Origin of the sequence: Streptomyces meridianus (assembly GCF_023703325.1) — a bacterium.
In the GTDB taxonomy this organism is placed as follows: domain Bacteria; phylum Actinomycetota; class Actinomycetes; order Streptomycetales; family Streptomycetaceae; genus Streptomyces; species Streptomyces meridianus.
The window spans coordinates 19,146-41,853 of the sequence record NZ_JAMQGM010000061.1; the positions used below are offsets into that span (position 1 = coordinate 19,146).

The window sequence follows — 22,708 nt, forward strand, 5'->3', positions numbered from 1 at the left end:
CGCGGCCGACGGCACCGGGAGAGGGCCCTCGGGTGCACGCCACGGGGGCGTCGCGGTCGCCGCTACTTGTCGATGTCGCCGACGACGAAGAACAGCGATCCGAGGATCGCCACCATGTCGGCCACCAGCGTGCCGGGCAGCAACTCGGTCAGTGCCTGGATGTTGTTGAACGACGCGGAGCGCAACTTCAGCCGGTACGGCGTCTTCTCGCCCTTCGAGACCAGGTAGTAGCCGTTCAGGCCGAGCGGATTCTCGGTCCACGCGTAGGTGTGTCCCTCGGGTGCCTTGAGCACCTTGGGCAGCCGTTGGTTCACCGGCCCCTGCGGCAGTCCGGCCAGCCGGTCGAGACACGCGTCGGCGAGGTCCAGTGCCACATGGGTCTGCTCGAGCAGGCACTCGAACCGCGCCAGGCAGTCCCCCTCCTCGCGGGTGACGACCCTCAGCACGTCCTGGAGTTCGCCGTAGGCCAGGTACGGCTCGTCGCGGCGCAGGTCGAAGTCCACGCCGGATGCCCGGGCGATCGGCCCGCTCACCCCGTATGCGTGCACCGTCTCGGCGGAGAGCACGCCGACGCCGCGGGTGCGCCCGCGGAAGATCTCGTTGCCGAGGACCAGACGGTCGTAGACGTCCATCCGGGAACGGACGTCGGCGACGGCGGTGCGCACCCGGCCGAGCCAGCCCGCGGGCAGATCCTCCTTGAGGCCGCCGACCCGGTTGAACATGTAGTGCATCCGGCCGCCGGAGACCTCCTCCATGACGGTCTGGAGCTCCTCGCGCTCGCGGAAGGCGTGGAAGACGGGAGTGATACCGCCCAGCTCGAGGGGGTAGGAGCCGAGGAACATCAGGTGGTTGAGCACCCGGTTCAGCTCGGCCAGGAGAGTGCGCGTCCACACCGCTCGCTGCGGCACCTCCATGCCGAGCATGCGCTCCACGGCCATGACGACGCCCAGCTCGTTGGAGAAGGCGGACAGCCAGTCGTGACGGTTGGCCAGCACGATGATCTGCCGGTAGTCGCGCGCCTCGAAGAGCTTCTCGGCGCCGCGGTGCATGTAACCGATGACCGGCTCCGCCGACGTGATGCGCTCGCCGTCGAGGACGAGCCGCAGGCGCAGCACGCCGTGCGTCGATGGGTGCTGCGGCCCGATGTTGAGCACCATGTCCGTGCTCTCCGCCGCACCACCGATACCGACTGTCGTCTCCGTCATGGGAACAGTCTTGCAGCTGGGGCCGGGGAACCGCGCCGGTGGTGGCCCGCACAGCCCGCACCCCCGGGTGCGTGCCGGGGAGGCCGTCCGGCTTCGGCGCCCGGCGACCGGCCGTGCACCGGGACCTGCGTACCGGGATCGCCTGCCCCGGCATTCCGGGCGGCTAAGACCCCAGCGGAACCGCGTCCGTGCCGACGGGCTGGAGCAGCCAGCCGAAGGCGCCCAGGCCCGCCGGGTCGATGAGTTCCGCTGCCTCACCGGCCGTACCGAGGGCACGGAGATAACCGGCCGGGTCGCTCGTCGCGAGGGCGAGTGGCGGACGCCGCCCCGTCAGGCCCAGCGCCCGCAGTACGTCCCGCTGGGACCGCAGCAGCGGCTCGCCGGACGGCTGGGCGGTGGCTCGGGCCCCTGCTGCGGCGCAGGCGTCGAGGGCCACGTGTGCGGTGAGGTCGCAGCTGCCGTCCGGGACGGGCCGCACCTCGCGACCGTCCCGGTAGGCGGCCAGGGTGCCGAACGGCGGCCGGGCCGTCCGGTGGTGCGCGTAGTCGACGGCGACCGCGAGCCCGCGGCGCAGTGAACGCACCGCCTGCGCCCATGCCTGGTCACGGGGGCGGCCGATCTCGGCCCGCAGGCCGGGCTCACCGGCCGTCGGCCACCACTCCTCCAGCCACTGCGCGTCCGCACCGGTCACCTGCGGGCCGAGCCGCTCCGTGCCGTCGGGCCCGACGAGGACCAGCCGGAACGTGCCGGAGGAGTCGGTCTCGACCACGTCCGCCGGAACGTTGTCCAGCCACTCGTTGGCGAGCACCAGGCCGGTGACCGTGGCCGGCTGCGGCAGTCCGGCCGTCCAGCGGATCCGGTCGTCCAGGCCGTCCGGGCGGGGGGCGCGCTCGACGGCGCACAGGCGCAGCCGGGCCGCCAGCCCCGGGTCACCGTCCGGTCCGGCGACCGTCCGGAGGACATGGACGAGCAGCTCGCCGCGCCCTGCTCCCACGTCGACCAGGGTGAGTTCGCCGGGCCGTCCCAGGGCTTCGTCGACCCGGGACAGCAGCGCGGCGACGGCCGAGGCGAACAGCGGGGAGGCGTGCACCGAGGTGCGGAAGTGGTCGGCGGGCCGTTCGCGGACGAAGAACCCGTCGGGCCCGTAGAGGGCCTGCTCGGCGGCCTCCCGCCAGGGCCGTCGGCGGCCCGGTTCGTCGTTCACGGGCTCCACCGTAGACGGGGCAGCGGGCGCTCGGAACGGCCTGCCGGGCCGCCCCCTCCCCCCAGCGGAGTAGGCGGATACCGGCGGGATCGGACCTTCGGGGGACTCCCGGGGTGCTGCGCGCTTTCTACGCTGGGTGACGTGCAGCGCCTCTACGAGTTCCTCCGCAGGCATCCGACCGGCGTCGACACCTTCTGGGCCGTCGTGACGGCCGGGTTCGCCGGCCTGTGGATCTTCTCCGGAGAGCTGGAGCCCGGCAGGCGTATCGCGGCGATCCCGGTGACGCTCGCCCTGGGTACGGTGATAGCGCTGCGCCGGAGGCTCCCCGAGCGGATGCTGCTGCTGGCGGCTGCGGTGGGTGTCGCTCAGCTGGTGCTCGACATCGGAACCAACCCGGCCGACTTCGCCCTGCTGGTGATCGTGTTCACGGTCGGGGCCATCGGCGCCCGCTGGGCCTCACGGGTCGCCCTCGCCGGTGGGCTGTGCGCTCCGACGATCGCCGCCCTGCGCTGGCCGCCGGAGAACGGGAACGGCTGGACGTGGGTCGTCTACACCGCCTTCATGACGGTGCCGTTCGCCCTGGCATGGGTGCTCGGCGATTCGCTGCGCACCCGTCGTGCGTACTACGCCCAGCTGGAGGAGCGGGCCGCCCGGCTGGAGCGGGAGCGGGAGGCGCAGTCGAAGGTCGCCGTTGCCGCCGAACGGGCCCGGATTGCAAGGGAATTGCACGACGTCGTCGCGCACAACGTGTCCGCGATGGTCGTCCAGGCGGACGGCGCCGCGTTCGTGCTCGACACTGCTCCCGACCGGACGCGGCAGGCCCTGGGGACCATCTCGCAGACCGGCCGGCAGGCGCTCGCCGAGATGCGCCGGCTGCTCGGCGTACTGCGCTCCGGTGAGCCGCCGGGCACTGACACGTACCTTCCCCAGCCGGGCGTCGGCCAGCTCGAGGAGCTGATCGCCCGGGTCCGTGAGGCCGGGCTGCCGGTGCGGTTCGCCGTCGAGGGCAGCTCACGGCCGCTGCCCAGCGGAGTCGAGCTGACCGCCTACCGCATCGTCCAGGAGGCGCTGACCAACACCCGCAAGCACGCCGGGCCGCAGGCGGGCGCACGGGTCCGGCTCACCTACCGCAGGACGGCCCTCGATCTGCTCGTCGAGGACGACGGCCGGGGCGACTCCGCCGCGCCCCCGGCCGCCGGGGGCGCGGACGGCCTCGGGCAGGGTCTGATCGGCATGCGGGAGCGGGTCGGAATGGTCGGCGGCCGGCTGACGGCCGGCCCCCGGCCGGGCGGAGGCTTCCGGGTCGCTGCCGTGCTCCCGCTCGGTGCGGCGTCGCAGGAGACCGGCCCGCGGGACGCACGCCCCCCGGTGGGCCACCGCAACGACGACGGGAGGTCCGGATGCCGGTCCGTGTGATGCTCGTGGACGACCAGGCCCTGCTGCGAGCCGGGTTCCGCATGGTGCTGGAGGCGCAGCCCGACCTGGAGGTGGTCGCCGAGGCCGGCGACGGTGCCGAGGCCCTGGAGGTGCTGCGCGCGACCGAGGCCGACGTCGTGCTGATGGACGTGCGCATGCCGCGGATGGACGGCGTGGAGGCCACCGGCCGGATCTGCGGCGGCCCGGACGCGGCGAACGCGCCCAAGGTGCTGATCCTCACCACCTTCGACCTCGACGAGTACGCCTTCGCCGCGCTGCGGGCCGGGGCCGTCGGCTTCCTCCTCAAGGACGTCCCGCCGGACGAACTGGTCGCCGCCGTCCGGGCCGTCCACAGCGGTGACGCGGTGGTGGCCCCCAGCACCACGCGCCGACTGCTCCACCGTTTCACCACGTTGATGCCGGCGGAGGAGGCCGGCGGTGAGCGCGGCCGGACCGCACTCGCCCGCCTCACCGGGCGCGAACGCGAGGTGTTCCTGCTGGTGGCGCAGGGTCTGTCCAACGGCGAGATCGCGGCCCGCCTGGTCCTCTCCGAGGCCACGGTCAAGACCCACGTCGGGCGCATCCTCCACAAGCTGGACCTTCGCGACCGGGTCCAGGTGGTGGTCCTGGCCTACGAGTCGGGTCTGCTGCGAGCCGGGAGCGGCCGCCGGACGTGAGGGACTGCCAGGGGCCGGTCAGATCTCCGCGCGTACCGTGCCGAGGACGGCCAGAAAACCGTCGAGCGCCTCGGCGACGTCGCTCGCATCCCAGTCCAGCCCGGCGGCTCCGACGGTCAGCTCCGTCATCGAAAGGCCGGGCGGCAGCCCCGGCTCGGTGAACACGCGGAACAGTGCGGTCCGCGTCTGCTCGGCCTGTCGGACGGCCGCCTCGTTCAGGTCGTCGGCCGGATACGGCAGCCACACCTGGAACTGGTGGGTGTGCGGCTCCTCCGGGTGCACCCGGAACCAGGGCACGCCGGAGGCCGCCAGCGCCTCGCGCAGCGCCCGCGCAACCGTGGAGGCATGCGCCACGTACGCGGGCAGCCGGGGCAGTTCGCGGTCCAGCCCGATCAGTGCCGCGAGCGCCGCCGGCCATTGCTGGAAGAGCAGGCCGCCGTACCTGTGGCGCCACGCCTTCGCCTCGGCGACGAAACTCTCCGGCCCGGCCAGCGCGGCCCCCGACACTCCGCCGAGCGACTTGTAGAAGGAGACGTAGACGCTGTCGGCGAGCCCGGCGATCTCCCGCAGCTCGCGTCCGTAGTGCGGAGTGCACTCCCAGAGCCGGGCGCCGTCGACGTGCACCACCATGTCGCTCTCCCGGGCGGCCGCCACGACGTCCGTCAGCTCCTCCCAGGACGGGAGGACGAACCCGGCCTCCCGCAGCGGGAGTTCGAGCATCAGCGTGCCGGCCGGTTCGTCCAGGGCGCGTACCTCCTCGGCGGTCGGCAGCCGTGGCGCGGTGGTCGGCCGGACGGTCCGCAACCCGCTCACGACCGACAGCGCGTCGCGTTCCCAGACCACCGGGTGCCCGAGCGGATGCAGCGCCACCGCCGGGTTGCCCGTCCGGCCCGCCCAGCAGCGCAGGGCCACCTGCTGGGCCATGGTGCCGGTGGGGAAGAACGCCGCCGCCTCCGTGCCCAGCAGGGAGCCGACCCGCTGTTCCAGCTCCTCGACGACGCCGTCGCCGTACAGGTCCACCGGGGTGTCGAGGTCGTGGGCGTCCGGTGCGAGTTCCGAGAGCCGGCGCAGCTGCTCACCGAGCGTGGCCGCGGACGCCGGGCGGTCCAGTACCCGGTCGCAGCCGCGCCATGCGGCCGATCGGCGCGAGCGCTGCTGCCCGGGGCCGGTGCCCTCGCCGCCCGTCCCGCTCGCCATGCTGCCGGCGCCGGGTTCGTCGAGGGCGCCGGGGCTGCCGTCGTCCGCGCTGTGGTCCGTCATGCGGCGATGATGACTCAGACCGCCCCGCGGGAGTACCGCTTTTACCGCCGGTCCCGGTGCAGGCGCTTCGGCGAGGCGGCCCTGCGGGCAGGCGGATCCCCGCAGCCCACCGAGAGCCGTCCGGCCACGGTCCGTCGGCCCCGGCCCGGGGCCCAACCGCCCCGGGTAGCATGGCCGGGACACGTCCGGTACCCGCTCACGGCCGGTCCCCTGGCTGCGGCACGGGGATCCCCCGGCACGGGGCAGCCCCAGGACTGGAACGGAAGGCCGTCGCCGCGTGAACGCACCACAACTCCCGGACCCGAAGGACCGCCCCGCCCGGCTGACCGTCGGGGTCGTCGGCGCGGGCCGCGTGGGCCCCGTGCTCGCCGCCGCCCTGCAGCTCGCCGGACACCGCCCGGTCGCGGTCTCGGGCGTCTCCGACGCCTCGCGGCGGCGGGCCGCGGCCCTGCTGCCCGACGTCCCGGTCGTCACCCCCACCGAAGTCCTCGAGCGCGCCGAGCTGGTGCTGCTGACGGTCCCCGACGACGCGCTGCCCGAGCTGGTCGCGGGCCTCGCCGAGACCGGCGCGGTACGTCCCGGACGCCTGCTGGTGCACACCTCCGGGCGCTACGGAACCGGCATTCTGGACCCCGCGCGGCGAGCCGGCGCCCTGCCGCTCGCCCTGCACCCGGCCATGACCTTCACCGGTACCGCGGTGGACGTCCAGCGGCTCGCCGGCTGCTCGTTCGGGGTCACCGCGCCCGAGGAACTGCGCACCGCCGCCGAGGCCCTCGTCATCGAAATGGGTGGCGAGCCCGAGTGGATCGAGGAGTCGGCCCGGCCGCTCTACCACGCGGCTCTCGCCCTCGGTGCGAACCATCTCGTGACCCTGGTCGCCCAGTCCATGGAGCTGTTGCGCACCGCAGGCGTCACCGCCCCCGACCGGATGCTCGGGCCTCTCCTCGGTGCGGCCCTCGACAACGCCCTGCGTTCCGGAGACGCCGCCCTCACCGGACCCGTCGCCCGCGGTGATGCGGGTACGGTCGCGGCCCACGTCGCCGAGCTGCGCAAGCATTCCCCGCAGACCGTGGCCGGCTACCTGGCCATGGCCCGCTCGACCGCGGACCGCGCGCTTGCGCACGGCCTGCTCAAGCCGGAACTGGCGGAGGAACTGCTCGGTGTCCTCGCCGACGGAGGACGCCAGTGATCACCCAGCTCCCGCGCACCGCGGACGAACTGCTCGCCCTGCCCCGCGGGGAGGGCGAGCGCGCCGTCGTCATGACCATGGGCGCCCTGCACGAGGGCCACGCCGCGTTGATCCGTACCGCCCGTGACCGGGTGGGCCCGGACGGCCAGGTCGTCGTCACGGTCTTCGTCAACCCCTTGCAGTTCGGCGCGGGCGAGGATCTCGACCGTTACCCGCGCACCCTCGACGCCGACCTCGTCGTTGCCGAGAAGGCCGGTGCGGACGCCGTGTTCGCGCCGAGCACCGACGAGGTCTACCCCGGGGGCGAGCCGCAGGTGCGGATCACCGCGGGCCCCATGGGCGGACGCCTCGAAGGCGCCTCCCGCCCCGGCCACTTCGACGGCGTGCTGACGGTCGTCGCCAAGCTGCTCCACCTGACCCGGCCGGACGTCGCGGTCTTCGGGCAGAAGGACGCGCAGCAACTGGCGGTCATCACCCGCATGGTGCGGGACCTGAACTTCCCCGTCGAGATCGTGGGTGTGGGGACGGTTCGCGAGGGCGACAACGTGGCCCTGTCCAGCCGCAACCGCTATCTCTCCGGGGTCGAGCGGGTTTCGGCGGGCGAGCTTTCGCGGGCCCTGTTCACGGGTCGGCAGGCCGCCTCCCGGGGGCCGCAGGCCGTCGTACGGGCTGCCCGTGCGGTCCTCGATCACGCGGCGGCCATGGAGCCCCCGGTCGTGCTCGACTACCTCGCGCTCGTCGACGCCGCCGACTTCACCGACGTCCCCGACGGCTTCACCGGTGAGGCCGTCCTCGCCGTCGCCGCGAAGGTCGGCAGCACGCGCCTGATCGACAACGTCCGCATCCGGTTCGGAGCCGCCCGGTGACCGCCGGCGCGGGGGGTGCGCCCGCCATACCCGTCCCGGCACCGCGCCCGACCCTGCGCGCCCCCGCACCGGGCTGGGCCATCGAGGCGGACGTGGTCGTCGTCGGCTCGGGCGTCGCCGGACTGACGGCCGCCCTTCGCTGTGCGGCCGCCGGACACCGCACCGTCGTCGTCACCAAGGCCCGGCTCGACGCCGGTTCCACCCGCTGGGCGCAGGGCGGCATCGCCGCAGCGCTCGGCGAGGGCGACACCCCCGAGCAGCACCGAAAGGACACCCTCGTCGCCGGCGCCGGCCTGTGCGACGACGAGGCCGTGGGATTCCTCGTCACCGAGGGCCCGGACGCCGTGCGCCGCCTCATCGGCACCGGCGCGCGCTTCGACACCGACAGTGCGACGGGCGAGATCCTGCTGACCCGCGAGGGCGGCCACCATCGCCGCCGTATCGCGCACGCGGGCGGCGACGCCACGGGCGCCGAGATCTCGCGGGCGCTCGTCGAAGCCGTCCACGAGGCCGGGACGGGCCACACCTCCGGCAGTGCTCCCGGGCGCCCGGCGGCCTCCGGCGCAGCGGGCCGGGGGACGATCGAGACCATCGAGAACGCCCTCGTCCTCGACCTGCTCACCGACGCCGAAGGCCGCACCGCCGGAGTGACGCTGCACGTGATGGGGGAGGGCGCGCGCGACGGTGTGGGAGCCGTCCACGCACCGGCCGTGGTGCTCGCCACCGGCGGCATGGGCCAGGTGTTCTCCGCCACCACCAACCCCGAGGTCTCCACCGGCGACGGCGTCGCGCTCGCGCTGCGGGCCGGGGCCGAGGTGAGCGACCTGGAATTCGTCCAGTTCCACCCCACCGTCCTCTACCTGGGGCGGGACGCCGAGGGCCAGCAACCGCTGGTGTCGGAGGCGGTCCGTGGCGAGGGCGCGCATCTCGTGGACGCCGGCGGGGTGCGCTTCATGGTGGGACAGCACGAACTGGCGGAACTGGCCCCGCGCGACATCGTCGCCAAGGGCATCATGCGCCGCATGCGGGAGCAGGGCGCCGACCACATGTACCTCGACGGCCGGCACTTCGGCGCAGAGATGTGGGCGCTCCGCTTCCCCACCATCCTCGCCGCCTGTCGCGCGCACGGCATCGACCCGGTCACCGAGCCGATCCCCGTCGCACCCGCGGCCCATTACGCCAGCGGCGGGGTGCGCACGGACCTGTACGGGCGCACCGGCGTCCCCGGCCTCTACGCCTGTGGCGAGGTGGCCTGCACCGGAGTCCACGGCGCCAACCGTCTCGCGTCCAACTCCCTGCTGGAGGGGCTGGTCTTCGCCGAGCGGATCGCCGAGGACATCACCACCGGCGCCACCCCGGCGGCCCGCCCGGTGCCGCCCGCCCACCGGCCCTCCGGCGAGCCGCTCCAGCCGCACGCCGCACGGTCGGCGATCCAGCGCATCATGACCGGCGGCGCCGGAGTGCTGCGCTCCGCCGGGAGCCTCGGCGAGGCCGCAGCGGCCCTGGAGGCCCTGGAGAGCGCTGCCGCCCGGGAACTCCGGGAGAACGGCTGCACCGCCGAGCCGTGTGTCGAGACCTGGGAGGCGACCAACCTCCTGCTCGTCTCCCGCTTCCTGGTCGCGGCGGCCCTCGAACGCGAGGAGACCCGGGGCTGCCACTGGCGCGAGGACCGGCCGGACCGGGACGACCGCTGGCGCCGGCATCTGATCGGCCGCCTCTCCGGCGACCGCGAACTCCTGCTCCGCACCACGGCCACGGCCGCGCTGCAGGACCCGGCGGACGAGGCCGGCACGGTCGCGTCCGTCACCACCCGTACCGCTGCTCCCGAGGAGAGCTCGTGACCACCTCTGACCGTCCCGTGCCCGTGGACCTCCCGCTGCTCCGGATCGGCGGCCCGGCCGCCGGGCCCGCTGACGGCGGCTGCGGCGACGCCTGCGGCTGCGGCGACGCGGGTGCCGGCGACGCCTACGACATCGACCCCATGGAGTGCGGCCTCGATCCGGATCTCGCCGCGCTGCTCGCCGACGCCGGTCTCGACCCGGTGCAGGTCGAGGACATCGCCCACCTGGCAATCGAGGAGGACCTGGACAACGGAACGGACGTGACGACCGTCGCGACCGTCCCCGAGGAAGCGTTCGCCACCGGCGACTTCACCGCCCGCGAGTCCGGCACGGTCGCGGGCCTGCGCATCGCCGAGGCGGTCCTCTCGGTCGTGTGCACCGACGAGTTCGAGGTCGAGCGCCACGTCGAGGACGGCGACCGGGTCGAGCCCGGTCAGAAGCTCCTGACCGTCCGCACCCGCACCCGCGACCTGCTCACCGGGGAGCGCAGCGCCCTCAACCTGCTGTGCCGGCTGTCCGGCATCGCCACCGCGACCCGAGCCTGGGCCGACGCCCTCGAGGGCACCGGCACCGACGTCCGCGACACCCGCAAGACCACGGTCGGTCTGCGCGCCCTGGAGAAGTACGCGGTCCGCTGCGGCGGCGGCGTCAACCACCGCATGTCGCTCTCCGACGCAGCGCTGATCAAGGACAACCACGTGGTGGCCGCCGGCGGTGTGGCAGCCGCGTTCAAGGCCGTCCGCGAGGAGTTCCCCGGCGTGCCGATCGAGGTGGAGGTGGACCGGCTGGACCAGATCCCGCCGGTGCTCGCCGAGGGCGCCGACCTCGTCCTGCTGGACAACTTCACGCCCGAGCAGACCCGCGAGGCGGTCGCCCTGGTCCAGGGACGGGCCGAGCTCGAGTCCTCCGGCCGGCTGACCCTGGACGTGGCCCGCGCGTACGCCGAGGCCGGGGTCCGCTACCTGGCGGTCGGTGCGCTCACCCACTCCTCGCCGATCCTGGACATCGGGCTGGACCTGCGCGCGGGCGAGGAGGGGGCCGGCTGATGCTGCTCACCATCGACGTCGGCAACACCCATACCGTCCTCGGCCTGTTCGACGGCGAGGACATCGTCGAGCACTGGAGGATCTCCACCGAGGCCCGCCGCACCGCCGACGAACTCGCCGTGCTGCTCAACGGTCTGATGGGGATGCATCCGCTGCTCGGCGACGAACTGGGCGACGGCATCGAGGGCATCGCGATCTGCTCGACGGTGCCGTCCGTCCTGCACGAGCTGCGTGAGGTCACCCGTCGCTACTACGGCGACGTCCCGGCCGTGCTGGTCGAGCCCGGGGTGAAGACGGGGGTGCCGATCCTGATGGACAACCCCAAGGAGGTCGGCGCCGACCGGATCATCAATGCGCTGGCGGCCGTCGAGCTGTACGGCGGCCCGTGCGTCGTCGTCGACTTCGGTACGGCCACGACGTTCGACGCGGTGAGCGCGCGGGGCGAGTACGTGGGTGGCGTCATTGCGCCCGGCATCGAGATCTCGGTCGACGCCCTGGGCATGCGGGGCGCGCAGCTCCGCAAGATCGAGATCGCTCGGCCGCGCAGCGTGATCGGCAAGAACACCGTCGAAGCCATGCAGTCCGGCATTCTCTACGGATTCGCCGGCCAGGTCGACGGCGTGGTCAACCGGATGGCGGCGGAACTCGCCGACGACCCGGACGACGTCACCGTCATCGCCACCGGCGGCCTTGCGCCGATGGTGCTGGGGGAGTCGGCGGTCGTGGACGAGCACGAGCCGTGGCTGACGCTGATCGGCCTGCGGCTGGTCTACGAGCGGAATGTCGACCGCGGCTGAGGCAGGCACGGGGCCGGGGCATTTCGGTGCGGCGATATCCGCGGCACGGTGGTGTGCCGAATCGTCCGCGGTGCCGCGTCACGGCACGCCCGATGAACGATATGAGTTGATTTTGTCTGTTTAGCACTTAAAGTCAGTCCATGCCCACGCCATACGGTTCCCGCGGCGCCATGGCGTTCAGCGCCGACGAGCTGCGCATTCTGCGCCGTGCCCTCGCTCTCGCCCTGCGGCCGCACCCGGCCGCACCGCCCTCCGTCCCGGCGCCGGCGGGTCCCGGCTCCGGCCGTACCGGCCGGGCCCAGGAGGTCCAGGAACTCCTGGCTCTCACGGAATCCCTGGACGAGGCGGTCCGGGAGGCCGGCCGGCTGCGCGCATTCCTCCTCGCGGACCTTGCCCGCTATCGCGCGGCTCTTCCGGGCGCCGCCACGGGGTATCTGGACCGGCTCGAGGAGGCCCTTGCCGAGGGCTGCATCCCAGGTCCGGAGGACCTAGCGGCTCTGCGCGCGCTGTCCGCCGCTCCGGTGGGGTCGCGGGAAGCGGAATGCCGCGCAGTCCTCCTGCGCCGCTGTGAGGAACTCGCCGAGAAGTGTGTGCGCGAGCGGCTCGCGCAGCGGGCGCGGGAGTGCGACTCCGAGCCGGAGGCGACGCTCGCGCGGCTCCTGCCGTCGCCCTCACCCGAGGGGTGCGCCGCCCGGCTCACCGCGCTGCCGGGCGGACGCGCGGCAGAGGAGAAGCCGGCGGAGCCGTCACGGCAGCCGCGGGAGAAGCCCGGCCCGAAGCCGGCTCCGGGCGGCTCGCCGGGGCATGGTCCCGGCCGACCGGTGCCCACCCCGGCGGAGGTCTTCCCGCCGAGGCGTCGCAGCGTCCCCGACCGTCCCGCGGGGCCCGAGGAGCGGGCCGTCGGTTAGCCGTCGGCCGGGGAGGCGGGGATGTGCGTGCGGGTCAGCCCCGGGACGTGCCGGGAGCGGTCGGTGCGCCCTCGGTGCGGGCCGCGGCAGCGTCCACCGCGGCGTCCTCCTTGGATTTGTTCGCACCGCCCTGGCTCTTCACGATCGTCACGATCAGCGCGGTGAAGGCGACGGCCATGACCGCGGAGGGCAGCAGCGCGGAGAGGTATTCCATGCCCTCAGGGTAGCCAGCGCCCCGGCCGGACCCGGGCTCCGGGTGCCCGTACGGGCCCGCTCGCACCGGCCGGCTGCCCCGGGGGGGCGACGCCCGGGCATCGGGCTTTCCGGCCCCTCAATTCGCCGAATCCAACAGCATTGCTGACATCTGGGACTAGTATTTCTGCGTGCCTCGACGATTGGGTGACCTGGAAGACGCGGTGATGACGCGCGTGTGGGAGTGGAACCGCCCGGTTACGGTCCGGGAGGTTTTGGAGGATCTCCAGAAGGAACGCTCCATCGCCTACACGACGGTCATGACCGTCATGGACAATCTCCATCAGAAGGGCTGGGTGCGCCGCGAGGCGGAAGGGCGGGCGTACCGATATCAAGCCGTCTCCACTCGTGCCGCCTACTCGGCCGCACTGATGAACGACGCCTGGGCCACGAGTGACAACCCCGCCGCCGCTCTGGTCGCCTTCTTCGGGATGATGTCCGCGGAACAGCGCGAGGCGCTGCGGGATGCCATGCGGGTCGTGCATCTCGATGCACCGGACGGCCCCAATGAGGACGCGGAAGGTGTCGAGCGATAGCGTCCGCATATGTCCCCAGCTTCAAATGAGGTCACCGTCCGCCGGGCGAGGACGAGTGATGTGCCCGCGGTCCGCGGCCTCCTCGACGGGTACGCACGCGACAGAATCCTGCTCGACAAAGACACCGTCACCCTTTACGAGGACATCCAGGAGTTCTGGGTTGCCGAACGCGACTCGGACGCGGCGGTCGTCGCCTGCGGTGCGCTGCACGTCATGTGGGAAGACCTGGCCGAGGTGCGCACTCTTGCCGTCGACCCCTCGCTCAAAGGAACCGGTCTCGGACATCGGGTGCTCGGGAAGCTGCTGCAGACTGCTCGATGGCTCGGCGTGCGGCGGGTTTTCTGTCTCACGTTCGAAGTGGACTTCTTCGCCAGGCACGGCTTCGTCGAGATCGGTGAGACTCCTGTGGACGGTGATGTCTTCAGCGAGCTCCTGCGTTCCAAAGACGAGGGTGTCGCGGAGTTCCTGGGACTCGAACGAGTGAAGCCGAACACCTTGGGCAACAGCCGGATGCTTCTTCGGCTGTGATGGTGGGGACGGAGAGTCCTATGTCCGATACGCGCACCTTTAACGAGCCGGTGGCCCGCGTTCCTCGTCCGAGGGTTTGTGTTTTTCCAAGAAAGGCGCTTTGCTTTCCGTCGTACAGCAATTTCGATGAAAGGGAAATCCGGTGGCACAGAAGGTCCAGGTCCTTCTTGTTGACGACATCGACGGCGGCGAGGCGGACGAGACCGTGACGTTCGCGCTCGACGGCAAGGCCTACGAGATCGACCTCACTACCGCCAACGCCGACAAGCTGCGCGGCCTGCTCGAGCCGTACGCCAAGAGCGGACGCCGCACCGGCGGCCGTGCCGCAGGCGGCCGCGGCAAGTCGCGGGCGTCCTCCGGCGGCAGCCCGGACACCGCGAAGATCCGCGCCTGGGCGAAGAAGAACGGCTACGAGGTCAACGACCGGGGTCGTGTTCCCGCGACCGTGCGTGAGGCGTACGAGAAGGCCAACGGCTGACGACGCAGCCCGCAGGGCACGGCGGCGCACGTTTGCCGCCGTGGCATGAGCCGTAGGGGGACCGGGCCGTCCCGCTCGCCCTGATCCCTCTCCTCGCGTGCCCGCATCGTCGGCGTTCCGTCGGCCCCGCACCACCGGTCAGGGGGCGCGGCAGGAGCAGCGGACGGGTGCCGGCTCTCTCCGCCTGCGCGTTGGGAGATCGCATCGCCACTCACCGGTCCGTTTTGGCGCCGAGTGGTCTCGGGCGCCCTTCGGCGCGGGTTCACGGACCCGCTCGAGGCCGGGGGCAGCCGTCGAAGGCCGCCCGAAGCGGGCGCGCTTTCGTGTGTTCGGGCCGGCCGGGCAGGGTCCGGCCGGCCGACTGCTGTCCGCACCGGGCGGACCGCTCCGGCGATCCCCGCCGCCTTTGGTCCTCGCCGGGCCGCCCCGGCCCGGCCGGGGAGCGTGGGCGTGCCCCCGATGGCCCCCGTGATGCCCCGGATTTAAGGTTCCGTCCACTCGGCAGGCCCGCTCCGTCCGACGAGGAGGAAGCGCGGTCATCGCCCCGAGCCGCCTGGTTACCATCGGTTGTGGCACGGGTACTCTTTGTGGTACGTGCGGGGCGTGAAGGCGTGTGACAGGGGTGTTCGGGTGTTCGCCCGTAGCGGATGGACCGGGGTGCGCGCCGCATGGAGTGTCAGTCTCGAGGGGTAGGACTTCCCCTCATGGGAAGGGCTGTGATCCGGCGGGACCCGGCGATGGAAGGTGTGTCGGGCGGGCGGGCGTTCGCCATCGGCGTAGTGGTAACGAGTGCGTACGCCTGGCCTGCGGGAACATCGTCTTCCACGCTTGAGTTGGAGCTGTTGTCGACAGTTCGGGGCAGGAGGCCAAGGACGGGTGTCGGCAGTTGGAATGAGCTGTCCCGTGTTGCGGGACTAGCATGCGGAAGGACAGGGAGGGGACCGTCCCCGATCTGCCTGACCGCTCTGAGGAGCGATTAACGATGTTCGAGAGGTTCACCGACCGTGCGCGGCGGGTTGTCGTCCTGGCTCAGGAAGAAGCCCGGATGCTCAACCACAACTACATCGGCACCGAGCACATCCTCCTGGGCCTGATCCACGAGGGTGAGGGTGTCGCCGCTAAGGCCCTGGAGAGCCTCGGGATTTCGCTCGAGGCGGTCCGCCAGCAGGTGGAGGAGATCATCGGACAGGGCCAGCAGGCCCCGTCCGGGCACATCCCCTTTACCCCCCGTGCGAAGAAGGTCCTGGAGCTTTCGCTCCGCGAGGCTCTTCAGCTCGGCCACAACTACATCGGCACGGAACACATCCTGCTCGGCCTGATCCGCGAGGGCGAGGGCGTCGCCGCCCAGGTCCTCGTGAAGCTGGGCGCCGACCTGAACCGGGTTCGGCAGCAGGTCATCCAGCTGCTGTCCGGCTACTCCGGCGGCAAGGAGGCGGCCACCGCCGGTGGCCCCGCCGAGGGCACCCCCTCGACTTCCCTTGTCCTGGACCAGTTCGGCCGCAACCTCACCCAGGCCGCCCGCGAATCCAAGCTCGACCCGGTCATCGGGCGCGAGAAGGAGATCGAGCGGGTCATGCAGGTGCTGTCCCGCCGCACCAAGAACAACCCGGTCCTCATCGGCGAGCCCGGCGTCGGCAAGACGGCGGTCGTCGAGGGCCTGGCCCAGGCCATCGTCAAGGGCGAGGTGCCCGAGACCCTCAAGGACAAGCACCTCTACACCCTCGACCTCGGCGCCCTGGTGGCCGGCTCCCGCTACCGCGGTGATTTCGAGGAGCGCCTGAAGAAGGTGCTCAAGGAGATCCGCACCCGCGGCGACATCATCCTGTTCATCGACGAGCTGCACACCCTGGTCGGCGCGGGCGCCGCCGAGGGTGCGATCGACGCGGCGAGCATCCTCAAGCCGATGCTGGCCCGCGGTGAGCTGCAGACCATCGGTGCCACGACGCTCGACGAGTACCGCAAGCACCTGGAGAAGGACGCCGCGCTCGAGCGCCGCTTCCAGCCGATCCAGGTCGCGGAGCCGTCGCTGCCGCACACCATCGAGATCCTCAAGGGCCTGCGCGACCGGTACGAGGCGCACCACCGCGTCTCGATCACCGACGCCGCCCTGGTGGCGGCCGCCACTCTGGCGGACCGCTACATCTCGGACCGCTTCCTGCCGGACAAGGCGATCGACCTCATCGACGAGGCCGGCTCCCGGATGCGCATCCGCCGCATGACCGCGCCGCCGGACCTCCGCGAGTTCGACGAGAAGATCGCCGGGGTCCGCCGGGACAAGGAGTCCGCGATCGACTCGCAGGACTTCGAGAAGGCGGCCTCCCTGCGCGACAAGGAGAAGCAGCTCCTGTCCGCGAAGGCGAAGCGCGAGAAGGAGTGGAAGGCCGGCGACATGGATGTCGTCGCGGAGGTGGACGAGGAGCTCATCGCCGAGGTCCTGGCCACCGCCACCGGCATCCCGGTCTTCAAGCTCACCGAGGAGGAGTCCTCGCGGCTGCTGCGCATGGAGGACGAGCTCCACAAGCGCGTCATCGGCCAGAAGGACGCCATCAAGGCGCTGTCGCAGGCGATCCGCCGTACCCGTGCCGGCCTGAAGGACCCGAAGCGTCCCGGTGGCTCGTTCATCTTCGCCGGCCCGTCCGGTGTCGGTAAGACCGAGCTGTCGAAGACGCTGGCGGAGTTCCTCTTCGGCGACGAGGACGCGCTGATCTCCCTCGACATGTCGGAGTTCAGCGAGAAGCACACCGTCTCGCGGCTGTTCGGCTCCCCGCCCGGCTACGTCGGGTACGAGGAGGGCGGCCAGCTCACCGAGAAGGTGCGCCGCAAGCCGTTCTCGGTCGTCCTGTTCGACGAGGTCGAGAAGGCCCACCCGGACATCTTCAACTCGCTGCTGCAGATCCTGGAGGACGGTCGTCTGACCGACTCCCAGGGCCGGGTCGTGGACTTCAAGAACACGGTCATCATCATGACGACCAACCTCGGCACCCGGGACATCTCCAAGGGGTTCAACCTGGGCTTCGCCGCCAGCGGCGACGTCAAGACGAACTACGAGCGGATGAAGGCCAAGGTCAACGACGAGCTGAAGCAGCACTTCCGCCCGGAGTTCCTGAACCGTGTCGACGACACGGTGGTCTTCCACCAGCTCACCGAGGAAGACATCATCCAGATCGTCGACCTCATGGTCACCAAGGTGGACGAGCGGCTCAAGGACCGCGACATGGGCATCGAGCTCAGCAGCGAGGCCAAGAGCCTGCTGGCCAAGAAGGGCTATGACCCGGTGCTGGGCGCCCGGCCGCTGCGCCGGACCATCCAGCGCGAGATCGAGGACGTGCTGTCGGAGAAGATCCTCTTCGGCGAGCTGCGCCCCGGTCACATCGTGGTCGTCGGCACCGAGGGCGAGGGCGACGAGAAGACCTTCACCTTCCGCGGTGAGGAGAAGAGCGCGCTGCCGGACGTCCCGCCGATCGAGTCCACGGCGGGCGGCTCGGGCCCGAACCTGACCAAGGACTGAGTGGCGCACGTACGAGAGGGCCGGCCCCGGAACCGACTGACGGTTCCGGGGCCGGCCCTCTTGCAGGCGGTGAGGATCAGCCGGCGCGGTAGGCCGCCCAGAAGTCGTTCATCCGGGCGACCTGGCCCGGGGTGAACTGGGTCATGCAGGAGTCGTACGTGTAGTCCATGAAGTTCTTGATCGGGTCGAGGCCCTCGGCGCGGCAGGTGTCCCGGCCGACGGGGCACTCGTACGCCGGGCTCTTCTCGGCGGGGGTGTCGTCGACGTAGTCGCCCTTGCCGCCACAGCCGCCCTGGAAGGTGTGGTAGAGGCCCATCCAGTGGCCGACCTCGTGCGTGGCGGTGTCGCCCTCGTTGTAGTTGGCCGCCGAGCCGCCCGGGAGCGAGGCGTCGAGGAGGACCACGCCGTCGTCGTCGGGGTCGGACTCGTACCAGTCCGGGAAGGTGGCCCAGCCGAGCAGGTTCTGGCCGAGATCGGCGGTGTAGACGTTGAGCGCCCCTGCTCCGCCCTGGCGCAGCGAGCTCTTCATGTCCTGCTCCTCGGCCGAGTCCGGGGAGAGGCCGTGGTACCAGGTGGCGTTGTCGGTGTACGTGGTTCCGGCGAGCGAGAACTGGTACGGCGAGGCGGTGTTCCCGTCGCCCTGACCGGCGTAGGCGTCGTTGAGCACCGACATCTGCGCCGAGATGTCCGTCGACGTGAGCTTGCCGGTGCTCCCGTCGTGGATGACGTGGAAGTACACCGGAATGGTGGTGGCGGCCGCAGAGACCCGTCTGTCGCCGGCCTTCCGCAGTTTGTCGAGCCTCTTCGCCATGGCCGCGTCGATGGCCGCGGCCTGCTTCTCGCTGACGGCGTTGGGGTCGTGGGCTCGGCCGGACGCCGCGTGGGGGGCGGCCACCCGAGCGGCAGCGTCGTGACTGCCGGAGCCGTCGACGCAGGCGGTGGCCTTCACGGCTCTGCCCGTGTCGGCCGGGGCCGCGTGGACCGGGGACGACACCGGGGCCAGAGCGAGCGTTCCGGCCATCACCGCACCCCCGAGCAGGCGCCTGCGGAGCGGGGTGGCTATTCGGGCATGACGAAGCATGTGCTCTCCTCGCGCATCGAAGGCGAGGAGCGCTTCCCCGCCACCGCGGGGAGATTACGTGGGCATGTCAGATTTAGGGGAGCGCGGTTCCAGCCCAATTCGCGCCGGTGGAACCGGGTGCATATCGGAGGTTCGCCGCTGTAAAGCCTCCTCCGAAGCCTTCCACGCAGGGCGATTGGCGGGAGCTTATCCCGTTGTGAGGCCATCGGATTTCGGCCAGGAGGGCCGGAGGGGGCGGGTGTGGCCGAGGGGGGTTGCCGGCCGCCTCCCGAGGGGTGGCCGGAAATCGCTCCTCGGTCCGACGGCTGCCGGACTGCGGATGCGCCCGGGGGCGCGACCCGGCCTCAGACATCCGGATCTGCGGGACGCTGTCGGGAGGGTCTTTGGTCCCTGAACGGACATCCCGAATGCCCGCCCGACTGCATTCAGGGTTCATGTGCGAGTGACGTGCCGCACGTGGCCCGGCTCACTTACTACAACGGTTAGCAGCAAGGGCCCGGTGCGGCCGGGACTTCCGGCCATGGGGGTCCGGGACGTTCGGCATGAAGGCTGCGGACGAGACGGTGCCCCCGTCCGGTCCCGCCCCCGTCGGGCCGCTCCCGAGCGGCCAGGGGGTCATGCCGGGAGCCAGCGGCGCGCGACTGTCTGCGCGGTGCCCCTCGCACGGCCTCCCGCGGGCCCTGCGCCCTGCCGCATTCTACGTAATCGTGTAGTAGAAGGGGTGCTTGTCGCATATCGGGAGCGCGGTTACCAAGGAGTGGCCAACACGGACAGAAGTCCGGTAAGCGTTCACTTCTTGGAGGAACTGCCCTATGACGAAGCGCGCCAAGTCCAGCACCCCGACCCGTTCCGTCCTGCGTCGTCGCGCCACGGTTCTGGCCGCAGGAATGGGCGTCTCGGTCGCGCTGGGAACCGGCGTGGCTCTCGCCGCGGACTCCCCCAGCACCGACGTCTTCGCGACCTCGACCGCCGACTCCCTGGCCGGTGCCGTGAAGGACCAGGCCGAGGGCCAGCAGAAGGCCGCCGAGGCCAAGGCCGCCGCCGAGAAGCGGGCCGTCGAGGACGCCAAGGAGCGCGCGGCCGCCAAGGCCGCCGCCGACCGCAAGAAGCGCGAGGACTTCAAGAAACTCCAGGCATCCTGGGTGAAGCCGGTCGACAAGTACGAGCTGGGCTCGACCTTCGGCATCGCCGGTGACCGCTGGTCCCACAACCACAGCGGCCAGGACCTCGTCGTGCCCACCGGCACGTCCGTGAAGGCCGCCCACACCGGCACCGTCGTCGAGGCGGGCTGGGGCGGGGCCTACGGCAACAACGTGGTGATCAAGCACGGCCCGAACTCGTACACCCAGTACGGCCACATGTCGAAACTGAACGTGAAGGTCGGTGACAAGGTGAACACCGCGCAGGAGATCGGCAAGTCCGGCAGCACCGGCAACTCGACCGGTCCGCACCTGCACTTCGAGACCCGCACCCAGCCGGTCTACGGCCACGCCACCGACCCGGTGAAGGCCATGCACAATCACGGCATCAAGCTGTGATCCGCCGCGCGCCGCACCGCGCGCACCGGTGTGCGTCAGCCCGCCGCATCCCCGTGGTGCGCTGACGCCACCAGATCCGAGGCGACCTCGAGGACGGCCCTGTGCTTGTCCTCGGGGTCGCCTTCGATGTCCCGCAGGGCGAACATTCCGGCGTGGATCGTGAACAGTGCGCTGATGCAGCGCACCTGGTCGACGAGTTCCGCGTCCGGATCCCTGACCAGGTCGAACATCGAGAACATCCGCTCCTTGAAGTTCTCGCCGATGCTCAACTCCCGCACCGTCGCCTGGTTCTCCTGGATGAACCGGAAAAGGGGCCGCGCGCCGTCGAGGGCCTCGCTGTAGCGGCGTACGAGCTCCTGCCGGGTGGCCTGCGTGCGGGGCTGTTCCCCGGCCCACGCGATCAGCTCCTGCAGAGGACGGTCGAGGTCCTCGAAGATGCTGATGACGATGTCTTCCTTGGTCCTGAAGTGGTAGTACAGCGCAGCCTTCGTGACCTCGAGGTGCTCGGCGATCTCGCGCAGCGAGGTCTTCTCGTAGCCGTGCTCGGTGAAGAGCTCGAGGGCGACGTCCTGGATGCGCCGTCGGGTGTCCCCGCCTCGGGTTCTCGATGTGCCCATCATGCTCTCCAGCGTTGGGCCGGCCCCGGACCGCCGTGGCCGCGACCGGTGGCCGACAAACTTACTTGACGACCGGCTAGTGTCGCCTTACCTTCGGAGTGTAACCAACTGGCCGGGCGGCAGGTAAGTGCCCCTGGTCTCCATCTCCAGCACGGGGGAAGCGGCCAATGTCCCAGGGCCAACCACAGGTCGAGACGCCAACGAAGCCGGAGCCACAGTCGCGCAGTGTCCGGGTGGTGCTGCTGGCGCTCATGATCGCCATGCTGCTGGCCATGCTCGACAACATGATCGTCGGCACCGCGATGCCGACCATCGTCGGCGACCTCGGCGGACTCGCCCACCTGTCGTGGGTCGTGACCTCGTACACCCTGGCCACCGCCGCCTCCACACCCCTGTGGGGGAAGCTCGGCGACATGTACGGCCGCAAGGGCATCTTCCTCACGTCGATCGTGATCTTCCTCATCGGCTCGGCCCTCTCCGGAATGTCGGAGACCATGGGCCAGCTGATCGCCTTCCGCGCCGTCCAGGGGCTCGGCGCCGGAGGTCTCATGGTCGGCGTCATGGCGATCATCGGTGACCTCATCCCGCCCCGGGAACGCGGCAAGTACCAGGGCATGATGGCGAGCGTGATGGCTCTGGCCATGATCGGCGGACCGCTCGTCGGCGGCACCATCACCGACCACCTCGGCTGGCGCTGGAGCTTCTACATCAACCTGCCGCTCGGCGCCGTCGCCCTCTTCATGGTCACCACGGTCCTGCATCTGCCGAAGAAGCGCTCCGAGCACCGCATCGACTACCTCGGCGCGGTCCTGCTCACCACCGCCATCACCTCGATGGTGCTGGTCACCACCTGGGGCGGCACCGAGTACGACTGGGACTCCGGTGCCATCGTCGGTCTCGGGGTCCTGGCTCTGGCCGCCACCGCCGCTTTCCTGGTCCTGGAGCGCCGGGTGCCCGAGCCGATCCTGCCGCTGAGCATCTTCCGCAACGGCAACTTCGCCCTGATCACCCTGATCGGCTTCCTGGTCGGCTTCGTGATGTTCGGCGCGATGACCTTCCTGCCGCTGTACCAGCAGACCGTCCAGGAGGCCACGGCCACCAACTCCGGGCTGCTGCTGCTGCCGATGCTGCTCTCGATGATGGTCGTCTCCCTCATCGCCGGACGCGTCACCACCCGGACCGGCCGCTACAAGATCTTCCCGATCATCGGCGGGGGCCTGATCGTCGTCGGCCTGTTCCTGCTGTCCCTGATGGACACCACGACCACCCGCTTCACCTCGGGCGTCTACATGGCGGTCCTCGGCGCCGGCATGGGCTTCCTGATGCAGATCACCATGCTGATCGCCCAGAACAGCGTCGAGATGAAGGACATGGGCGTCGCGTCCTCGACGTCCACCCTGTTCCGCACCATCGGCGGCTCCTTCGGCGTCTCGATCATGGGTGCGCTCTTCACCCACCGGGTGCAGGACACCATGACCGAACGGGCCGGAGCCGCCGCATCGCGGATGTCCGAGGGTGCCGTGCAGTTGGACGCGGACAGCCTCGCCCGGCTCCCCGTTCAGGTGAAGGACGCCTACCAGCACGCGGTCGCCAACGGGTCCCACGGCGTGTTCCTCGCCGGAGCGGCGATCGCCGTGATCGGCTTCCTGGCCGCCTGGTTCGTCAAGGAGGTCCCGCTGCGCGGAGGGCAGCAGGGCGAGGGCGGTACCCCGGCGGACGCGGCGGCGGTGGCCGAGCCGGTCTGACCCGGCCGCGGGCGCT

General features: G+C 71.3%; 20 protein-coding genes. 14 read left to right on the forward strand and 6 right to left on the reverse strand.

Annotation, left to right across the window (positions count from 1 at the left end):
* Positions 1 to 62: 62 nt before the first annotated feature.
* Positions 63 to 1,205, reverse strand: coding sequence for an NADH-quinone oxidoreductase subunit D (locus tag M1E25_RS23975; RefSeq protein WP_251419109.1), 1,143 nt, complete (start codon positions 1,203 to 1,205; stop codon positions 63 to 65).
* Positions 1,206 to 1,368: 163 nt separating this feature from the next.
* Positions 1,369 to 2,418, reverse strand: a complete 1,050-nt coding sequence (locus tag M1E25_RS23980; protein WP_372501385.1) for an SAM-dependent methyltransferase — start codon at positions 2,416 to 2,418, stop codon at positions 1,369 to 1,371.
* 132 nt (positions 2,419 to 2,550) lie between these two features.
* Between M1E25_RS23980 and M1E25_RS23985 the strand changes: the two genes are divergently transcribed.
* Complete coding sequence (locus M1E25_RS23985; protein WP_251419113.1) at positions 2,551 to 3,825, forward strand: sensor histidine kinase; 1,275 nt, start codon at positions 2,551 to 2,553, stop codon at positions 3,823 to 3,825.
* Complete coding sequence (locus M1E25_RS23990) at positions 3,810 to 4,502, forward strand: response regulator transcription factor (RefSeq protein WP_251419115.1); 693 nt, start codon at positions 3,810 to 3,812, stop codon at positions 4,500 to 4,502. The genes M1E25_RS23985 and M1E25_RS23990 overlap by 16 nt, the downstream gene beginning before the upstream one ends.
* A gap of 18 nt (positions 4,503 to 4,520) precedes the next feature.
* Here the strand turns inward: M1E25_RS23990 and M1E25_RS23995 are convergent, their stop codons facing one another.
* Complete coding sequence (locus M1E25_RS23995; RefSeq protein WP_372501388.1) at positions 4,521 to 5,762, reverse strand: threonine aldolase family protein; 1,242 nt, start codon at positions 5,760 to 5,762, stop codon at positions 4,521 to 4,523.
* 277 nt (positions 5,763 to 6,039) lie between these two features.
* Here M1E25_RS23995 and M1E25_RS24000 point away from each other — a divergent pair, with 277 nt between their 5' ends.
* The 6 genes from M1E25_RS24000 to M1E25_RS24025 all read left to right on the forward strand — a co-directional run bounded on the left by M1E25_RS24000 (position 6,040) and on the right by M1E25_RS24025 (position 12,409).
* Complete coding sequence (locus M1E25_RS24000; RefSeq protein ID WP_251419117.1) at positions 6,040 to 6,951, forward strand: Rossmann-like and DUF2520 domain-containing protein; 912 nt, start codon at positions 6,040 to 6,042, stop codon at positions 6,949 to 6,951.
* Positions 6,948 to 7,817 carry a pantoate--beta-alanine ligase gene (gene panC, locus M1E25_RS24005; RefSeq protein ID WP_372501389.1) on the forward strand — a complete coding sequence of 290 codons (870 nt, stop codon included), beginning with the start codon at positions 6,948 to 6,950 and terminating at the stop codon, positions 7,815 to 7,817. Before M1E25_RS24000 ends, panC begins: the two co-directional genes overlap by 4 nt.
* The gene (locus M1E25_RS24010; RefSeq protein WP_372501390.1) at positions 7,814 to 9,658 is read left to right on the forward strand and encodes an L-aspartate oxidase; all 1,845 of its coding nucleotides are present in this window, start codon (positions 7,814 to 7,816) and stop codon (positions 9,656 to 9,658) included. Before panC ends, M1E25_RS24010 begins: the two co-directional genes overlap by 4 nt.
* On the forward strand, positions 9,655 to 10,704 hold the full coding sequence (nadC, locus tag M1E25_RS24015) for a carboxylating nicotinate-nucleotide diphosphorylase (protein WP_251419119.1): 1,050 nt from the start codon (positions 9,655 to 9,657) through the stop codon (positions 10,702 to 10,704). Before M1E25_RS24010 ends, nadC begins: the two co-directional genes overlap by 4 nt.
* A complete protein-coding gene (locus M1E25_RS24020) occupies positions 10,704 to 11,501 on the forward strand; it encodes a type III pantothenate kinase (RefSeq protein ID WP_251419121.1) in 798 nt (265 codons plus the stop codon). The genes nadC and M1E25_RS24020 overlap by 1 nt, the downstream gene beginning before the upstream one ends.
* Positions 11,502 to 11,641: 140 nt before the next feature.
* Positions 11,642 to 12,409: a hypothetical protein gene (locus tag M1E25_RS24025; RefSeq protein ID WP_251419123.1), complete on the forward strand. Its 768-nt coding sequence runs from the start codon at positions 11,642 to 11,644 to the stop codon at positions 12,407 to 12,409.
* A gap of 34 nt (positions 12,410 to 12,443) precedes the next feature.
* Here M1E25_RS24025 and M1E25_RS24030 read toward each other — a convergent pair whose 3' ends face one another.
* Positions 12,444 to 12,623, reverse strand: coding sequence for a hypothetical protein (locus M1E25_RS24030; protein ID WP_251419125.1), 180 nt, complete (start codon positions 12,621 to 12,623; stop codon positions 12,444 to 12,446).
* Between the two features lie 169 nt (positions 12,624 to 12,792).
* Here M1E25_RS24030 and M1E25_RS24035 point away from each other — a divergent pair, with 169 nt between their 5' ends.
* From M1E25_RS24035 to M1E25_RS24050, 4 genes are all read left to right on the forward strand, one after another.
* On the forward strand, positions 12,793 to 13,197 hold the full coding sequence (locus M1E25_RS24035; RefSeq protein WP_251419127.1) for a BlaI/MecI/CopY family transcriptional regulator: 405 nt from the start codon (positions 12,793 to 12,795) through the stop codon (positions 13,195 to 13,197).
* A 9-nt stretch (positions 13,198 to 13,206) separates the two neighbouring features.
* Complete coding sequence (locus M1E25_RS24040; protein WP_251419129.1) at positions 13,207 to 13,725, forward strand: amino-acid N-acetyltransferase; 519 nt, start codon at positions 13,207 to 13,209, stop codon at positions 13,723 to 13,725.
* A gap of 142 nt (positions 13,726 to 13,867) precedes the next feature.
* Positions 13,868 to 14,203, forward strand: coding sequence for a histone-like nucleoid-structuring protein Lsr2 (locus M1E25_RS24045; protein WP_251419131.1), 336 nt, complete (start codon positions 13,868 to 13,870; stop codon positions 14,201 to 14,203).
* Positions 14,204 to 15,185: 982 nt separating this feature from the next.
* Entirely contained in the window at positions 15,186 to 17,711 is a 2,526-nt protein-coding gene (locus tag M1E25_RS24050) for an ATP-dependent Clp protease ATP-binding subunit (RefSeq protein ID WP_251419133.1), read from the forward strand.
* 76 nt (positions 17,712 to 17,787) lie between these two features.
* Here the strand turns inward: M1E25_RS24050 and M1E25_RS24055 are convergent, their stop codons facing one another.
* Positions 17,788 to 18,792, reverse strand: a complete 1,005-nt coding sequence (locus M1E25_RS24055; protein ID WP_251419135.1) for a zinc metalloprotease — start codon at positions 18,790 to 18,792, stop codon at positions 17,788 to 17,790.
* 812 nt (positions 18,793 to 19,604) lie between these two features.
* On the opposite strand from M1E25_RS24055, the gene M1E25_RS24060 reads away from it, so the two are divergent.
* Positions 19,605 to 20,330, forward strand: a complete 726-nt coding sequence (locus M1E25_RS24060; protein WP_251419137.1) for a M23 family metallopeptidase — start codon at positions 19,605 to 19,607, stop codon at positions 20,328 to 20,330.
* Between the two features lie 35 nt (positions 20,331 to 20,365).
* On the opposite strand, the gene M1E25_RS24065 is transcribed toward M1E25_RS24060, so the two are convergent.
* Positions 20,366 to 20,950 carry a TetR/AcrR family transcriptional regulator gene (locus M1E25_RS24065; RefSeq protein ID WP_251419139.1) on the reverse strand — a complete coding sequence of 195 codons (585 nt, stop codon included), beginning with the start codon at positions 20,948 to 20,950 and terminating at the stop codon, positions 20,366 to 20,368.
* A 164-nt stretch (positions 20,951 to 21,114) separates the two neighbouring features.
* Between M1E25_RS24065 and M1E25_RS24070 the strand changes: the two genes are divergently transcribed.
* Positions 21,115 to 22,692, forward strand: a complete 1,578-nt coding sequence (locus M1E25_RS24070; protein ID WP_251419141.1) for an MDR family MFS transporter — start codon at positions 21,115 to 21,117, stop codon at positions 22,690 to 22,692.
* Positions 22,693 to 22,708: the final 16 nt, after the last annotated feature.

What these genes read in the sequence shown, in the direction of transcription:
- M1E25_RS23975 (WP_251419109.1), bottom strand. Translation starts at nt 1,205, where the DNA reads ATGACGGAGACGACAGTCGGTATCGGTGGTGCGGCGGAGAGCACGGAC.
- M1E25_RS23990 (WP_251419115.1), top strand. Translation starts at nt 3,810, where the DNA reads ATGCCGGTCCGTGTGATGCTCGTGGACGACCAGGCCCTGCTGCGAGCC.
- M1E25_RS23995 (WP_372501388.1), bottom strand. Translation starts at nt 5,762, where the DNA reads ATGACGGACCACAGCGCGGACGACGGCAGCCCCGGCGCCCTCGACGAA.
- M1E25_RS24020 (WP_251419121.1), top strand. Translation starts at nt 10,704, where the DNA reads ATGCTGCTCACCATCGACGTCGGCAACACCCATACCGTCCTCGGCCTG.
- M1E25_RS24025 (WP_251419123.1), top strand. Translation starts at nt 11,642, where the DNA reads ATGCCCACGCCATACGGTTCCCGCGGCGCCATGGCGTTCAGCGCCGAC.
- M1E25_RS24030 (WP_251419125.1), bottom strand. Translation starts at nt 12,623, where the DNA reads ATGGAATACCTCTCCGCGCTGCTGCCCTCCGCGGTCATGGCCGTCGCC.
- M1E25_RS24040 (WP_251419129.1), top strand. Translation starts at nt 13,207, where the DNA reads ATGTCCCCAGCTTCAAATGAGGTCACCGTCCGCCGGGCGAGGACGAGT.
- M1E25_RS24050 (WP_251419133.1), top strand. Translation starts at nt 15,186, where the DNA reads ATGTTCGAGAGGTTCACCGACCGTGCGCGGCGGGTTGTCGTCCTGGCT.
- M1E25_RS24055 (WP_251419135.1), bottom strand. Translation starts at nt 18,792, where the DNA reads ATGCTTCGTCATGCCCGAATAGCCACCCCGCTCCGCAGGCGCCTGCTC.
- M1E25_RS24060 (WP_251419137.1), top strand. Translation starts at nt 19,605, where the DNA reads ATGACGAAGCGCGCCAAGTCCAGCACCCCGACCCGTTCCGTCCTGCGT.
- M1E25_RS24065 (WP_251419139.1), bottom strand. Translation starts at nt 20,950, where the DNA reads ATGATGGGCACATCGAGAACCCGAGGCGGGGACACCCGACGGCGCATC.
- M1E25_RS24070 (WP_251419141.1), top strand. Translation starts at nt 21,115, where the DNA reads ATGTCCCAGGGCCAACCACAGGTCGAGACGCCAACGAAGCCGGAGCCA.